This window comes from Acinetobacter sp. 129952, assembly GCF_056642055.1.
This window is the reverse complement of the sequence record NZ_JBWVSU010000002.1, coordinates 173,498-189,058: the sequence shown is the minus strand read 5'-3', so window position 1 is coordinate 189,058 and position 15,561 is coordinate 173,498. Positions and strand designations below refer to the sequence as shown.

Genomic DNA, 15,561 nt, shown 5'->3' with positions numbered 1-15,561 from the left:
GGCTTTTTTCAATCAATGAATAGTATTACTTAAGCACAATCAAGCTGTTGTAGTGCAGCAACACGTTGTTCGATGCTTGGATGCGTCTGGAACAAGGCAGCAAGGCTAAAGCCTTCTTCTTTACCCGCAGAAATCGCAAATGCTTTCATTTCTTTCGGCATGGCATCTGGCATTTCAGACTCTGCCTGTAAGCGCAATAATGCTGAAATCATAGCCTGTTTACCTGCCAAGCGCGCACCTGCTTCATCGGCACGATACTCACGCTGACGGGAGAACCACATCACAATCGACGACGCCAGAATACCGAATACGATATCCAGTACGATGGTAATTACAAAATAGGCAATACCCGGTGCTTCACCTTCTTCACGACCAAAAACGTTACGGTCAATAAAATCACCCGCGACACGTGCGAAGAACATGACGAAGGCGTTCACAACACCCTGAATCAGTGCCAGAGTGACCATATCACCATTGGCGACGTGACCAATCTCATGCGCCAATACTGCACGAAGCTCGTCTTTGTTCATACGCTCAAGCAGACCAGTCGATACGGCTACTAAAGCATCGTTTTTATTCCAGCCAGTGGCAAAGGCATTGGATTGATAAGATGGGAAAATACCCACTTCCGGCATTTTAATGCCTGCACGCTGAGAAAGTTGTGCAACTTCATGGAGCAACCAGGCTTCAGCTTGGTTACGAGGTGCATTCGGGTCAATCAGTTCAGTACCCGTGGTCTTTTTCGCCATCCATTTAGACATGAACAGGGAAATCATTGAGCCAACCATACCGAACACGAAACAGATGACCAACAGGTTGCCTAGATTCAAGCCACCTGCGCCATGGTAACTACCGACACCGAAGAGTGACAAGATAATGCCAGCTACAACCAGTACCGCGAGGTTGGTTAGCAAGAACAAACCAATCCGCATCATTGAGAAATCCTCTTATTACAGAAAAATAATCTGATTATTGAATGTAAATCATTGAAATCAATATGAGGTGAAATCGATAAGATTTCAAGAAAAAAATAGCAATTCGCTACAAAAAGACAGTATGTTTTTTGTCCATATTGAAAGATAGGTCTTTAAAAACAAAGCTGTTTCAAAATTACTCACTTAAATATATTTTTGCAGATGCTGTCGCATTGGCAGTGGCATAAGAACCCATCGGTGCATCAGTGAAGCTACCATCTGCTCGTGCAATGATCTGACGCTGATATTTTGCCGCCTGAACATTGGGTGCCGTCGTGGTTTCAGTTGAATAATTGGCAGAGCTGGCAATGACACGACCAGTATCAGAGGAAGCGGTATATGTACCACTGGTGCTGCCCAGTCCCTGTGCGTACAAGTTCTGATAACGGCTGCTGACACGGCGGACATAGTCCTGAGTTTCACGAAAAGGTGGCACACCCTTATATTTGGCCACATTGCCTTCGCCGGCATTATAACCTGCCAGTGCCAAGGTGGTATTGCCATTAAAGCGTTTCAATAACCAGGCCAGATATTTGGCCCCGGCCATAATATTCTGCTGCGGGTCATAGGCATTGCTGACATTAAAACGACGTGCTGTCGCCGGCATGAGTTGCATCAGGCCTTGTGCACCGACTGGAGAGCGAGCCTGTACATTAAAACCGGACTCGGTATGCATCACGGCTTTGATCAGGCCTTCAGAGACACCATAGGTTTGCGCTGCCTGGCGAATAATCGAATCATAAGCATTTTTATTTCTACTATAGCTCGGCAAGACCGAAGCTTCACTGGAACCCCAATTGCTATAACTATGAATATTACTGTCTGGATAATAGGTCTTCTTTTCAACCTGAAGATGGTTATAGCGACTTTTCTTATTGGTTAATAAGGTGCTGCCATTGCTATCGCGCAACTGATAAATGGTTTGACCGGCATAGACCAACTGGCAACAACTCGCCAATAGCACAGCACTGATCCCATGACACCCCAAAACACGCAAATTTATTTTCATTGTTTATATTAGGTAAACACAATCGAGAAAAATTTAATGATGAGTTTAACAAAAAATTACGGAATGAAAAGACTTGTACGCTGCATTTATAAACGAGTTTGTAAGTGCAAGCCATTTTTTACATTTTAGAGTTAGAAAAAAAATATGATTTAATTTAAAACCTTAGGGTTGACAGGTTTAACTAGTTGATTTTTATTAATAATTAAATTGGTTAAAAAGTGATCAATTTAAAGAAAAGCCTTATCTTTTGAGACGAAGAACTTGTCAAGTGCGTTTCAATCCACAAAGTTATCCACAGCTTTTGTGGACAACTGTGGAAAAGTCCAAAAACTAGGCATCTTGCTGATTAATTGAACTGAAACGTTCAATATATCAATCTAAATAAAACATGAAAATGAAACTAATATGACATTTGCATGAAAATAAATTCTTTTGATGCGATGCGGGCCTGAATCGGCTAAAATTGCGCGGTATTTTTATTTATGGGTGAATCTCGTCTATGTACTCGCCAGTTGAGTCCGAACAAGGATTTAATTTCAAACCTGAACTGCCAACAAGCTCAGCCTACTATCGTTTGTTGAAGAAGCTGCGTCGCCAGGTCGGACATGCCATTCGTGACTTCAAAATGATTGAAGAAGGCGATAAGGTCATGGTGTGTATTTCAGGTGGTAAAGACAGTTACACCCTGTTAGATATCATGTTGCAGTTCAAGCGTATCGCACCGATCAACTTTGATGTCGTGGCGGTGAATCTGGATCAGAAACAGCCAGGCTTCCCGGAAGATGTATTACCACGTTATTTAGAAGAAAATAACATTCCGTATTACATTCTGGAAAAAGACACCTACAGCATCACCAAAAAGTTGACCCCGGAAGGTAAGACTTATTGCGCCGTCTGTTCGCGTCTACGCCGTGGCTCTTTGTATGGCTTTGCCCAGGAAATTGGTGCGACCAAGGTTGCGCTGGGGCATCACCGTGATGATATTCTGGCGACCTTCTTCCTGAACCTGTTCCATGGCGGCAGCTTGAAGGCCATGCCACCAAAACTGTTGTCTTCTGACAAAAAGAACATTCTGATTCGTCCACTGGCTTATGTGGAAGAAAAAGACATCATCAAATATGCAGAAATGCGTCAATTTCCAATTATTCCATGTAATTTATGTGGCTCTCAGGCGAACCTGCAGCGCGCAATTATCAATGACATGTTACGTGATTGGGATAAGGCACATCCAAAACGTCTGCACAGTATTTTTGGTGCATTGCAAAATGTCTCGCCATCACAGCTGGTCGATCGTGAATTGTTTGACTTTGAAGTGCTGGACAGCCAGCGCGAATTTGACTTCAAAGACAGCTGTTCGACTGAAGAAGCGCTGGAAGGCGAGAAACGCCGGATTAATATGGTCAATCTGGGCTTTGCCGCAGAATAATTTCAGCACACAGATATCAGCCTTCGGGTTGATGTCTGTATGAAAAACAAATAAAAATAGAACTACAAAAATTGAACGACGCGTACAAAATTCGTTAGCCTTTGCGCTAATGATCATGATATAACAAAGCACGAGCATAATAGCTTCAACATGATGTCGTCTGGATAGTCGACACAAATGAACAAATAATTTGAGGAAAGATCATGCCTGCTTTTTTAACTGATGATTGGTTTTCAACTGTAGAAACACTTACTGCGCAAGCTGGTGATTTAAACTTGCCACCAGCTTTGGCGAACCTGGCGATTAATTTGGTTGTAGCGGACACTACAGGTAATACTGAACTATCTTTAGATGGTGGAGCAATTAAAAAAGGTTTGTCTTCAAATGCCAAAACGACTTTGAATATGGACGGCGAAACGTTACGTAAAGTTTTTCTGGAGTTTGATATGGCCGCAGCCATGCAGGCATTTATGACCGGTAAAATCAAAGTACAGGGTGATATGTCTCAATTGATGGCACTTCAAACTGCCAAACCGAGTCAGGAACAAAAAGATTTGTTCAAGAAAGTACTTGAAAATACCACGGCTTAATTCTACTAAGACATTAGCCTGAATAAAGACGAAAAAAGCTTACCCTGAGGTAAGCTTTTTTTATGTCATTTTGATTAATGCTAAGGTTTTAGCTTAGATATTCACCAATTGTGGTGTGGTCTTGATATGTTCCAAATAAGCACGAATGCGGGTCACATATTGTACCGCTTGACGGTAGCGACCATTATTGGCTTTATTCTGATCCAGATAGGCATATAAGTTCACCCAGTTATTCGGGTTCTTGCCTTGCGACTGAATGCGCTTTTGCAACTGATTCACTGCACCTGGGCCCATATTATAAGCTACCAGTGCAAACCAGTTTCGATCTGGAAAAGGAATATGCTCATAGCGACTAAGCATTTGATCATAATACTTGGCGCCACCCTGAATGCTTTGAGCCGGATCGGTACGGTTACTCACACCCATGGCTTTGGCTGTACTGTTGGTCAGCATCATCAAACCACGCACACCCGTCGGAGAAACTGAATTCGGTTTCAGATAAGATTCCTGATAACCAATGGCCGCCAGTAAATGCCAATCCAGATTATACTGCTGAGCTGTCTGTTTAAAGCTCGCTTCATAGATCGGCAGACGGTTGTTCAAATCACGTTGAATGGTGGTCCAAGATTCCTCTTTCACCACATTCTGATTATAAAATGAAGCAAGCTGCTTGATGGCACCACTTTGTTTGCCTTTGCAGACAAAAGCACTGGCCGTCTGGCTCAAAGGATCTGTAGCAGATTTAAACACTAGATTTAAATTGGTATTCAAGCCATTACTTGACAGAATCGATTCATCGCCACAAGTGGCTGAGAATGACGTCAAACGCTTGTTTTCAATGGTGCGTATATCGGTAGTTGTCATGGCCAGATTGGCTTTACCCTGAGCAACCCATTGTAGGGCCGTATTGTTATCAGGAACGATTTTAAAATCGAGCTTTACATTCAGATTGTTAGCATAGTTACGAACCAGATCATAACCGAAGCCATGTAGATGTTGTCCATCCTGAAATACGGTGGTCGGATTTTCAACCGCAACCACGGTCAACTTATTGCTATTGACCACATGATCAAACTGAAGTGTGGTCTTACTTGCATTGATACTGTGTAGGGGAATAAATGCAGTGCTCAGTACAAGTGCTTTCAAAGGGAGAGAAGAAATTACAGATCTTAGGCAAAGCCTCGACCCAGTGGATGAACTACTGTGCATGTTGTCTCCGCTACAAGTAATTTATGCCCTAAAAATCACAGCCAACAAAGCCAGAAATTTTAACAGTTTGATAAATTCAATAAGGGTTGGGCAGTCATGACGTCATTCAAAATGACAAGAGATTTAAAGATAATTATGTAGAAAAACTACATAGATTAAAAAGTAAGCATTTCCGGAAGTTGCTGGCATATTAATGATCTAAAAAACGATTGTCAAATTTTGTACACAAATTATTTTTAAAAATAATTTTAAGATATTGAAATATAAAGTTAATTTTTTTGGAATTTTGCCATTGTGTTAAAATGGTAAATAAAATAAGCTGTTTGTAAGTTAAAACACTGAAAATATGATCAGCAAGACGTATGAAATCCAACTTAATCACCCGTGCTGGACACGATAAATTGGTGGCAGAACTTAAGAATCTCTGGCATGAAGAGCGCCCTGAAATTACCAAAAAAGTGAACTGGGCCGCCAGTCTTGGCGACCGTTCTGAAAACGCAGACTACCAATATAACAAGCAAATTTTACGTAAAATTGATCGACGGGTCAGGTATCTCGGCAAGCGCCTCGAAGAACTGAAAATCATCGATTTTTCCCCGGAGCAGGAAGGGAAAGTTTATTTTGGTGCCTGGGTAGAAATTGAAAATGAAGAAGGCGAACAAAAAACTTTACGTATTGTCGGTGTAGATGAAATTTATGATCATCATCCGCAGCATATATCGATCAGTTCACCGATGGCACGCGCGTTATTGGGCAAGCAGGTCGATGATGAGGCCGAGGTATTGACCCCCTCCGGCAAGAAACTCTGGTTCATCAATTCAATTCGTTATGAAAAGTCAGAAAATTCAGCAGATTAATGGAATTGATTTTATTTTGTGCAGTTGATGCAGTGAAAGTATAAAAATATTTGCCAAGCGTGATTTTTGTTTATATCATGTCGGCCATGGAAGCGTGGCAGAGCGGTTTAATGCACCGGTCTTGAAAACCGACGAGGGTGTGAGTCCTCCGTGAGTTCGAATCTCACCGCTTCCGCCAAATTTTAAAAACCCAGTCTATTTGACTGGGTTTTTTTATGTCTCAATATTTTTCAGTTGTTGATCCACTTGATAAGGCAGTTAATTCCTCTCATCATTCTCTGCTGAGTTAAATACAACTTAAGATCATTTCAATATTAAAAACTTTGATTGAAAATACCCAGGTTAGCTTTGATTTCGGGTGATTTTTAGCTGAATAAACCGCTTTTTATAGAAGTTTCGCTAAATTTTATTGCCAAAAATCTAATTTATTTATATGATGGCGGCCAAGGAAGCGTGGCAGAGCGGTTTAATGCACCGGTCTTGAAAACCGACGAGGGTGTGAGTCCTCCGTGAGTTCGAATCTCACCGCTTCCGCCAAATTTTAAAAACCCCAGTCGAAAGATTGGGGTTTTTCTTTTTAGGCTGCAGATCTTGAATATTAAATTCTTCAGTCCTGAACTTAATTCATAAAATCTTGAAAAATGGACGTATCGGCCAAATATAGAGTCAGAGGCGTCAACGCGCTATCATACGCCCAAGCATCATATGGATCTCATTATGAAAATTGTCGCAGATGAAAATCTGGCATTTACCGATTATTTCTTTTCCGAATTTGGTGACATTCAACATTGTGCAGGGCGAACCTTAAGCGCAGATGATGTCAAAGATGCCGATAGCTTGCTGGTACGTTCAGTGACTCAGGTCAATGAAGTACTGCTACAGAATAGTTCGATTAAATTTGTGGGCAGTGCCACCATTGGTACAGATCATTTGGATATTGCTGCATTAGAACAACATGGGATTCAGTGGAGTAATGCAGCCGGCTGTAATGCGCAAGCAGTGGCTGAATATGTCATTACCGCATTATTGCAGGTACGTCCTGAATTACTCGATGCCAATACGACATTTACCCTGGGTATTGTCGGTTTGGGTAATGTCGGAACCCGACTGGCTTATATGGCGAAGCTCTTGGGCTGGCGCGTGATCGGTTGCGATCCTTTTGTGCAAAGAGAGCAGGTTGATCAAGTCGAATTTCATGAACTGCTGCAGCAGGCGGACGCCGTTTCAATTCATGTCCCTTTAACCAAAACAGGCATATATCCAACCTATCATTTATTTAATGCTACTGCGTTGGCAAAAATGCAGCCTGACGCGATCCTGATTAACTCAGCGCGTGGGCCAGTGATTGAAGAAACTGCCTTAATTCAAGATATTAAAGCGACACAACGCCCCGTAATTTTGGATGTTTTTGAACACGAACCGCTGATTTCAGCAGAACTTCTGGATCTGGTGACTTTGGTGACTCCGCATATTGCCGGCTATAGCTTGGAAGGCAAAGCGCGCGGTACCCAGATGATCTATGAAGCTTTTTGTCAAACTTTTGGTTTTGCAGCCAATAAACAGTTTGAATCCCAGCTGCGTGTCTGTGAGCAGTTTTTTCAGGGGCAGGATTTAAAAATGGCATTGCAAGGGCATTTGACGCAAATTTATGATATTGCTCGTGATGATGCCAATCTACGTGCCTGTCTCAAAGAAAGGGTGGTGGATCAGCAGGCATTTGATCATTTACGTAAAACCTACCCACTACGTCGTGAGTGGGCAGCACACGGTGGGCCGAAGGCATGACAATGACGTATCAACCCACTTGTGACCTTCAAGCCATGCATGCGCGTGCGAATTTATATCGTCAAATCCGTCAGTTTTTCGCTGAGCGGGATGTATTAGAGGTGGAAACACCGATTTTGTCTCAAGCCGGTGTGACCGATGTGCATTTAGCTTCGGTACAGGCACAGCGCTATGTGCTGGGTAAAGTGCATACACATTATTTGCACACCTCACCTGAATTTGCCATGAAGCGCTTATTGGCCAGTGGCTCTGGACCCATTTATCAAATCTGTAAAGTCTTCCGTGATGATGAACATGGGCGTAAGCACAATAGCGAATTCACCATGCTGGAATGGTATCGTCCGGGATTTAGTTTAAAAGATTTGATGTTTGAAGTATCTGATCTGTTGAATGTGACCTTGAAAGCACGTTTTGGCGAAATACGTCCGACCATTTTGAGTTATAAGCACGCGTTCATGGATCGTCTGGATCTCAATCCGCTTCAGGCAACTTTACAGGAATTGAAAGATTGCTGCCGCCGCGTTGGTCTTAATCTGGATCTGGGAAATGACCGTCTTGGCTATATCGACTTGTTATTTTCACATATGGTTGAACCGAGTCTGGGGTTTGATACCGCAGTATTCCTGACCGATTTCCCCCCTGAAATGGCTTCTTTGGCCAAAACCCGAATCGATGAAGAGGGTGAACTGGTCGCCGCACGTTTTGAGCTGTATATCGAAGGTTTAGAATTGGCCAATGCTTATGATGAACTGATTGATGCTGACGTATTACGTTCGCGCTTTGAGGCGGATAATGCTGAACGAGCCAAACTTAGCTTGCATGTCATGCCCATCGATGAATATTTACTGGCGGCTTTACCGAAGATGCCGGAATGTTCAGGGATTGCCTTGGGAATTGACCGTTTATTGATGATTGCAACTAATCAAATGAAACTGGAAAAGGTGATTACTTTTCCGGCAGATATTTCCTGATCCAGCGAATTAGATAGTTTTAATTCCTTTTTTGATAAAGAGAAATTAAGCTATAAAAAAAGCACCCGAGGGTGCTTTTTTATTATTCAATCGCTACGGTTTGTTGTGCTTTGAGTTCACCGAGTGCCTGAATCCGTCGTTCAATCAGCATTTCACCAATATCCGGACCCTGGATATCGGCAGGCAGGTCTTGTGCCTTGATGGCGCGTACGGTTTGCATGGCATCGAGGACATATTGTGCTTGTGGATAAGCACGATCTTCCAGACCTAGACGGCCACGTGAATCACATTCACACGCCTGGACGAAAGCTTCGACACGTTCAGGGCGACGTAACACATCCAGACGTTGCAATAATCGCCATAAGGTTCCCGGCTTAAGATTGAAGGCCTGATGGCATTTCAGATGCTCTTTGCACACCGCCAAAGCCAGCTGCTTGGTATACGTCGGCACTTTTAAACGGTCACACAGTTCATTCACTGGCTTGATGCCACGCTCTTCATGCATGATATGTCGCGGTAATTCTTTAACCGGCGTTAAAGCTTTTCCTAAGTCATGCACTAAAACGGCAAAACGTACATCCAGACTATAATTTTGACGACACGCCTGCTGCAAGGACATCATCGTGTGAATGCCGCAGTCAATTTCCGGATGATATTCTGGGCGTTGTGGAATGCCATATAAGGCATCAATCTCAGGGAATAGCACCTTTAAAGCACCACATTGACGTAATACTTCAAAATACACATCAGCATGACGTTCGGATAATGCACGGGAAGTCTCTTTCCAGACGCGTTCTGGTGTCAATGCATTTAATTCACCGGTTTCAGTCAAGCGTTGCATTAATGCCAAGGTTTCATCGGCAATCACAAAGCCTGCACTGGTATAACGGGCAGCAAAACGGGCTATTCGCAGTACGCGCAATGGATCTTCGATAAAGGCATCGGAAACATGACGTAGAATCCGGTTTTCCAAGTCCTGTTGACCACCATAGGGATCATAAACCTGGCCGGCATCATCCATGGCCATGGCATTAATGGTCAAATCGCGACGAATCAGATCCTGCTCTAGCGTAACGCTGACATCGGTATGAAACTCAAAACCATGATAACCGGCGCCAGATTTACGTTCGGTACGCGCCAGTGCATATTCTTCTTTTGTTTGGGGATGTAGAAAAACAGGAAAATCTTTGCCTACGGGCTGATAGCCTAAGTCAAGCATTTGCGCGGGAGTTGCACCAACGACCACATAATCTTTTTCGTGATAGGGGTGTCCGAGCAAATGATCTCGAACTGCGCCCCCTACTAAATAAACTTGCATGAAAAAACCTCTATTCTTACAAGCATCATGCTACAGAATAGAGGTTTTCTCAAGTTAAGAAACGAGGCTGATGCGTCGTTATCTTGTCATTGGCTTAAAGTGCATCTTGTTCCGCTTGCTGGATTTCTGCAACAGTGAGTGCGGTCATGTTGATTACACGACGCGTAGTCGCAGTCGGCGTCAAAATGTGCACAGGTTTCGCAGCACCCAACAGAATTGGACCAATCGTTACGTTGTTGCCTGAAGTTGCCTTTAACAGGTTAAACGAGATATTGGCAGCATCCAGATTCGGCATGATCAGCAAGTTTGCAGAGCCTTTGAAACGTGAATTCGGGAATGCAAACTGACGAATGTTCTCATCCAGTGCAGCATCACCGTGCATTTCACCTTCAACTTCCAGCTCAGGCGCGATTTCAGACAGGATGTCATACACCTTACGCATTTTTTGCGCGCTGGCATCATGCTGGTCTGAACCAAAGCTTGAATGAGAAAGCAGGGCAATACGTGGTGTCATACCAAAACGGCGAACTTCTTCAGCAGCCAGAATGGTCATTTCAGCCAGCTGTTCAGCCGTTGGATTAGTATTGACATACGTATCGGCAATGAACAGGTTACGGTCTTCAAGCATCAAGGCATTCAAGGTAAAGAAAGTGTTATGACCATCTTTCTTGCCAATGATGTTGCTGACGAAGTCCAGGTGAATGTCGTAGCTTGAATACGTACCACACAGCATACCGTCTGCCATACCATGTTTCACAAGCATCGCTGCGATCAGGGTCGAGCGACGACGTGCTTCACGCTGTGCATATTCAGGCGTTACACCCTTACGCTGCATGATGTTGTAGTAATCATCTGCAAACATTTCATAGTTCGGGTTCTTTTCCTGATCGACGATAGTGATATTCACACCATCTTCAAGACGCAGACCCAATTTTTTGATGTTGGCTTCAATGACAGCTGGACGGCCTACCAGAATCGGAATTGCCAAACCGTCATCTACCGCGATTTGAACTGCGCGAAGTACACGCAGGTCTTCACCTTCTGCATAAGCAATACGTTTAGGATCAGATTTAGCCTGTTCAAAGATTGGTTTCATCATGAATGCAGAGTTGTAGACAAACTCAGACAAACGTTGACGATAATGCGAGAAATCCGTGATTGGACGTGTTGCCACGCCAGAATCCATTGCTGCTTGTGCAACAGCAGGTGCGATTTCTAGAATCAAACGTTGATCCAGTGGGCCCGGAATCAGGTATTCACGGCCAAATGATGCCGATTTTTCACCATAGGTTGCCGCATCAGCTTCAACGTGTGCCATACGTGCAATCGCGTGGACACAGGCAATTTTCATTTCTTCGTTAATGGTGGTTGCACCAACGTCCAGCGCACCACGGAAGATGTACGGGAAGCACAGTGCGTTATTCACCTGGTTCGGATAGTCAGAACGGCCAGTCGCCATAATCACGTCATCACGGACTTCATGTGCATGTTCAGGCAGAATTTCTGGATCCGGATTCGCCAAGGCAAAGATGATCGGATCTTCAGCCATGACCTTGACCATTTCTTTGGTCAAAATACCTGCAGCAGAAAGACCGAGGAACATGTCTGCGCCTGCAATCACGTCACCAAGCTGAGTAGCTTCGATGTCTTGTACATAGGCTTTCTTAGATTCATCCAAGCCTTCGCGATGTGTAGTCAGCAGACCGCGTGAATCGGCAACGATGATATTCTCTTTTTTAGCACCCAGAGCACAAAGCAGATTCAAACAAGACAGTGCAGCAGCACCCGCGCCTGAAGCTACGATCTTGATGTCTTCAATTTTTTTGCCGTTGATTTGCAATGCGTTGAGGAGCGCTGAGCCGACAATAATCGAAGTACCGTGCTGATCATCATGGAATACTGGAATATTCATGCGTTCACGCAATTTCTGCTCGATATAGAAACACTCTGGCGCCTTGATATCTTCAAGGTTAATCCCGCCGAAAGTCGGTTCTAATGCAGCGACAATATCCACAATTTTGTCTGGATCATTTTCAGCAATTTCGATATCGAATACATCAACGCCAGCGAATTTTTTAAATAATACGCCTTTACCTTCCATCACCGGTTTAGAAGCCAAAGGACCAATATTACCCAGGCCAAGCACGGCAGTACCGTTGGTCACGACAGCAACCAGGTTGCCACGTGCCGTATACAATGCAGCAGTTGAAGGATCGCGTTCAATCTCAAGACATGGTGCAGCTACGCCAGGCGAGTAAGCAAGGGCCAAGTCACGTTGGTTGACCAATTGTTTGCTTGGTGTAACGCTGATTTTCCCCGGGGTAGGAAACTCGTGATAATAAAGGGCCTGTTGCTTTAAAGATTGTTCGTCCATCAGTCTCTCGATCGTTGTAAAGATTACCCGGTCAGCGGGCAAAGAATTTATTTATGTTCCTGAATATACCATTTGTTAGCCAGTTCGGACAGACAAAGACGGCCGTTTTTCCAACAAACTTATTGTGGTGGGGTATGGACTTAGACTTGGGATATATAAGTCTGATGCGTCTTGTCTCGCACTAAATAAGCGGTTGCATCCTGCTCAGGAAGCGGTTTGGAAAATAAGTAACCCTGGGCAATATCACAGTCTAAATCACGTAGATATTCTAGCTGTTCTTCAGTCTCGATCCCTTCCGCGACCACGGTCATGCCCATGGCTTTACCCATGGCCACCATGGCGCTGACAATCGCTGCCTGTTTGTTTTCCCCAATCTTGCAAACAAAACTGCGATCAATTTTTAAGGTATCAATTGGAAAATCAGCAAGATAGGAGAGAGAAGAATAACCTGTACCGAAATCATCTAGGGCAATATGAATATGTCGCTGTTTAATTTCATTCAGCAGATTTTTGACCGCTTCCGAATTTTCAATTAAAGAAGATTCGGTAATTTCCAGCTCCAGGCTGGCGCCAGAAATCTGGTTGTCTGCAATGGCTTGGTCCAAATCATCGAGCAATTGACCACGACGCAATTGCTGTGCCACGATATTGACTGATACACAAATATGATTAAAGCCCAGATCATTCCATTGGCGAATCTGTTTAGCGGCCTGCTGGATCACTAGGCGGCCAATGTCTGAAATCAGGCTGGTCTGTTCCGCTAAGGGGATAAACAGCCCTGGTGCAATAATGCCTTTTTCTGGATGGTTCCAGCGAATCAGCGCTTCAAAGCCATAAATGCTTTGATCGCTGAAATTGATTTTTGGCTGATAATACACCACCAGTTCATTATTCTGGATCGCTTTACGCAGATCCAGTTCCAGAAAAACCCCTTTGTTCTGTAATGAATGATTTTCACTGGAATAAAAGTGAATAGTATTGCCGCCAAGATTTTTGGCTTCGTTCAATGCCTGTTCGGCGCAATTATTTAAATAATCCAGCTGACGGCCATGATCAGGATAGAATGCCACGCCCATGGACAAGGTAATCACATGATCCTGACCGTAAATATTAAATGGTCTACTAAAGGCCTGAGCGATGCGTTCACAATGGTGCTGAACTGAAGGGCGAATATGTGAGATTTCATAGAGAATCGCAAAATCATCACCATTTAGATGTGCCACAAATAACGCTTCTGCATTGGTCATGCGCAGCCGCTGCGCCACCTGGCGTAAAAGTTCATCACCGCCGTTATTGGACAGGTATTCATTTAATGGCCGGAAACGGTCGATGTTAAGCCGAATCACAGCCATCTCTTTAATCGAGTCTTTTTGCGAAACTAGATATTGATGCAGCTGATAATTATAATAAAAGCGGTTCGGTAAGTCAGTCAGCGTGTCATAATTTTCCAGATAGGACAGGCGCTGTTCCTGTAATTTACGTTCAGTCAGATCTGATACGATACCAATATAATGAGTAATCCTGCCTTCATCATCAGTCACGGCATTAATATGCAGCCATAAGGTCGACTCTTTACCAGACAGAAATTTTGCATAAACCTCTCCATCATAAGAGCCAATCTTTTGAATCTGTTTGACAATATTGGCCTGAAAAGTACGTTGCTGGGATTTATTTTGCACTGCAATATCAAATAAGGATTTACCGATAATCTCGTCACGCTCAAAACCGCTCAAGTATTCGTAGTGAGGATTGACATCGATATAATCTAATTCAGGATTCAGAATGAAAATCCCTTCCGCAGCCTGTTCCAGTACACTGGCCACCAGCTTTAAACGTTCTTGAGACAGACGTTCCTGCTGGATATCACGACGGATGCCCACCATACGCAAGGGTTTTTTATTTTTAGGATCACGACTGATCACCCGGCCAATATCATGTACCCAACTCCAGCCACCTTCACTGAGCTTGATCCGGTAAGTGGCATCATAGCGTTCAATCTGGCCACGCAGATGCTGCTTCATATTGCGCTTAAAATAGGCCAGATCTTCAGGGTGAATCAGATACTGTAATTGCAGATGATGATCTTTGGAATCGCGCAGAATCTTTTCGTCTTTATGATTGGTTAAGGTGATGCTGCGCTCTTGAATATTCCAGTCCCATGGCCGAATACCGGCAATTTCATGTGCAAGTTTTAGATTCTGCTGCTGATTCTTCAGGTCATGATTGATCTGTTCAATATCATAGGTACGTTCCCGTACTTTTTGCTCCAGCAATTGGTTACTGAGCTGTAATTGCTGTTCAATATCTTTGGATTTATTGACTTCAGTTTTGAGTTGCTGGCACAGTTCATCAGTCCAATGCACTTGCTGTTCTGCATTTTTCACCAAAATATCATTTTCCGCATACAGACGTGAGGTGCGGCTGTGAATTCGATAACTACTTGTCGCGCACAGCAGAATCACTATGAGCGCAAAGTTTAAGGCCAGACCAAAAAAGGGATTGGAATGACCGACATGGTCAAGCTGCGACAGTAAAAAAGGGAATAAGGACGGCAAAAAGACCAGACAAAAATAGCTCAGTTTCTGGGTCAGGTAGGTCAGGCCAAATGCTTGGCTTACAATCAGCAACAAGGCAGACAAGGTCAGTGCTTCAATATCTTCAAATACAGGATTGGCCTGCGGCAAATAGTAATAAATTGTATAAATACCGGCCGCGATACAGCTTCCGACTGCAAGGCTCTGCATCTGTAACCAGCGGTGCGCGCTTTTCTGATTATATTGTTCGGGTTTGAAATACAGCGTATTCACCAGCCAGCACATGCTGACCAGAAGTTCTGTCAGAATAAACCAGGTATTAAAATACGTATTAGAAGGACTATATTGAATGTGATAAATAAAAAAAATATAGAGGCAAATCACCATGATACTGAGCAAAAAATAGCGACTATGGCGAAGCGTATTCGCAATTTGAGCATCATGCAAATGCTGCTGAATATAGTCGTCCTGATTATCAACCATGTGATTCAATGCCTGTATTCATCCTAAACGG

At 43.6% G+C, this 15,561-nt stretch carries 11 protein-coding genes and 2 tRNA genes; 7 read left to right on the top strand and 6 right to left on the bottom strand.

Annotated elements, in window-relative coordinates; genetic code table 11:
- Nucleotides 1-29: 29 nt before the first annotated feature.
- The gene (gene htpX / locus AC1IR0_RS03305; RefSeq protein ID WP_005097694.1) at nucleotides 30-935 is read right to left on the bottom strand and encodes a protease HtpX; all 906 of its coding nucleotides are present in this window, start codon (nucleotides 933-935) and stop codon (nucleotides 30-32) included.
- 175 nt (nucleotides 936-1,110) lie between these two features.
- The gene (locus AC1IR0_RS03300) at nucleotides 1,111-1,983 is read right to left on the bottom strand and encodes a lytic transglycosylase domain-containing protein (protein WP_479741174.1); all 873 of its coding nucleotides are present in this window, start codon (nucleotides 1,981-1,983) and stop codon (nucleotides 1,111-1,113) included.
- 499 nt (nucleotides 1,984-2,482) lie between these two features.
- Between AC1IR0_RS03300 and ttcA the strand changes: the two genes are divergently transcribed.
- Both ttcA and AC1IR0_RS03290 read left to right on the top strand, forming a co-directional pair.
- Entirely contained in the window at nucleotides 2,483-3,409 is a 927-nt protein-coding gene (ttcA, locus tag AC1IR0_RS03295) for a tRNA 2-thiocytidine(32) synthetase TtcA (RefSeq protein WP_005097691.1), read from the top strand.
- Between the two features lie 203 nt (nucleotides 3,410-3,612).
- Nucleotides 3,613-3,999 (top strand): SCP2 sterol-binding domain-containing protein, encoded by a 387-nt coding sequence (locus tag AC1IR0_RS03290; RefSeq protein ID WP_004280536.1) that lies wholly within the window; start codon nucleotides 3,613-3,615, stop codon nucleotides 3,997-3,999.
- 93 nt (nucleotides 4,000-4,092) lie between these two features.
- On the opposite strand, the gene AC1IR0_RS03285 is transcribed toward AC1IR0_RS03290, so the two are convergent.
- Nucleotides 4,093-5,208, bottom strand: a complete 1,116-nt coding sequence (locus AC1IR0_RS03285; RefSeq protein ID WP_005106353.1) for an MltF family protein — start codon at nucleotides 5,206-5,208, stop codon at nucleotides 4,093-4,095.
- A gap of 362 nt (nucleotides 5,209-5,570) precedes the next feature.
- Here AC1IR0_RS03285 and greB point away from each other — a divergent pair, with 362 nt between their 5' ends.
- The 5 genes from greB to epmA all read left to right on the top strand — a co-directional run bounded on the left by greB (nucleotide 5,571) and on the right by epmA (nucleotide 8,821).
- Entirely contained in the window at nucleotides 5,571-6,065 is a 495-nt protein-coding gene (gene greB / locus AC1IR0_RS03280) for a transcription elongation factor GreB (protein WP_004280533.1), read from the top strand.
- An 88-nt stretch (nucleotides 6,066-6,153) separates the two neighbouring features.
- Nucleotides 6,154-6,243 (top strand) — tRNA-Ser (locus tag AC1IR0_RS03275).
- Nucleotides 6,244-6,512: 269 nt separating this feature from the next.
- A tRNA-Ser gene (locus AC1IR0_RS03270) sits at nucleotides 6,513-6,602 on the top strand.
- Between the two features lie 180 nt (nucleotides 6,603-6,782).
- Nucleotides 6,783-7,850 carry a 4-phosphoerythronate dehydrogenase gene (locus AC1IR0_RS03265; protein WP_409665907.1) on the top strand — a complete coding sequence of 356 codons (1,068 nt, stop codon included), beginning with the start codon at nucleotides 6,783-6,785 and terminating at the stop codon, nucleotides 7,848-7,850.
- Entirely contained in the window at nucleotides 7,847-8,821 is a 975-nt protein-coding gene (epmA, locus tag AC1IR0_RS03260; protein WP_005265844.1) for an EF-P lysine aminoacylase EpmA, read from the top strand. Before AC1IR0_RS03265 ends, epmA begins: the two co-directional genes overlap by 4 nt.
- Nucleotides 8,822-8,903: 82 nt before the next feature.
- Here epmA and AC1IR0_RS03255 read toward each other — a convergent pair whose 3' ends face one another.
- From AC1IR0_RS03255 to AC1IR0_RS03245, 3 genes are all read right to left on the bottom strand, one after another.
- Entirely contained in the window at nucleotides 8,904-10,139 is a 1,236-nt protein-coding gene (locus AC1IR0_RS03255) for a multifunctional CCA addition/repair protein (protein ID WP_479741173.1), read from the bottom strand.
- A 94-nt stretch (nucleotides 10,140-10,233) separates the two neighbouring features.
- The gene (locus AC1IR0_RS03250; RefSeq protein WP_004280528.1) at nucleotides 10,234-12,513 is read right to left on the bottom strand and encodes an NADP-dependent malic enzyme; all 2,280 of its coding nucleotides are present in this window, start codon (nucleotides 12,511-12,513) and stop codon (nucleotides 10,234-10,236) included.
- A 140-nt stretch (nucleotides 12,514-12,653) separates the two neighbouring features.
- Nucleotides 12,654-15,530 (bottom strand): putative bifunctional diguanylate cyclase/phosphodiesterase, encoded by a 2,877-nt coding sequence (locus AC1IR0_RS03245; protein WP_479741172.1) that lies wholly within the window; start codon nucleotides 15,528-15,530, stop codon nucleotides 12,654-12,656.
- Between the last annotated feature and the right edge of the window lie 31 nt (nucleotides 15,531-15,561).

Excerpts from the sequence above, each read along its gene's own strand:
- htpX (WP_005097694.1), bottom strand. The coding sequence starts at position 935 with ATGATGCGGATTGGTTTGTTCTTGCTAACCAACCTCGCGGTACTGGTT.
- AC1IR0_RS03300 (WP_479741174.1), bottom strand. The coding sequence starts at position 1,983 with ATGAAAATAAATTTGCGTGTTTTGGGGTGTCATGGGATCAGTGCTGTG.
- ttcA (WP_005097691.1), top strand. The coding sequence starts at position 2,483 with ATGTACTCGCCAGTTGAGTCCGAACAAGGATTTAATTTCAAACCTGAA.
- AC1IR0_RS03290 (WP_004280536.1), top strand. The coding sequence starts at position 3,613 with ATGCCTGCTTTTTTAACTGATGATTGGTTTTCAACTGTAGAAACACTT.
- AC1IR0_RS03285 (WP_005106353.1), bottom strand. The coding sequence starts at position 5,208 with ATGCACAGTAGTTCATCCACTGGGTCGAGGCTTTGCCTAAGATCTGTA.
- greB (WP_004280533.1), top strand. The coding sequence starts at position 5,571 with ATGAAATCCAACTTAATCACCCGTGCTGGACACGATAAATTGGTGGCA.
- AC1IR0_RS03265 (WP_409665907.1), top strand. The coding sequence starts at position 6,783 with ATGAAAATTGTCGCAGATGAAAATCTGGCATTTACCGATTATTTCTTT.
- epmA (WP_005265844.1), top strand. The coding sequence starts at position 7,847 with ATGACAATGACGTATCAACCCACTTGTGACCTTCAAGCCATGCATGCG.
- AC1IR0_RS03255 (WP_479741173.1), bottom strand. The coding sequence starts at position 10,139 with ATGCAAGTTTATTTAGTAGGGGGCGCAGTTCGAGATCATTTGCTCGGA.
- AC1IR0_RS03250 (WP_004280528.1), bottom strand. The coding sequence starts at position 12,513 with ATGGACGAACAATCTTTAAAGCAACAGGCCCTTTATTATCACGAGTTT.
- AC1IR0_RS03245 (WP_479741172.1), bottom strand. The coding sequence starts at position 15,530 with ATGGTTGATAATCAGGACGACTATATTCAGCAGCATTTGCATGATGCT.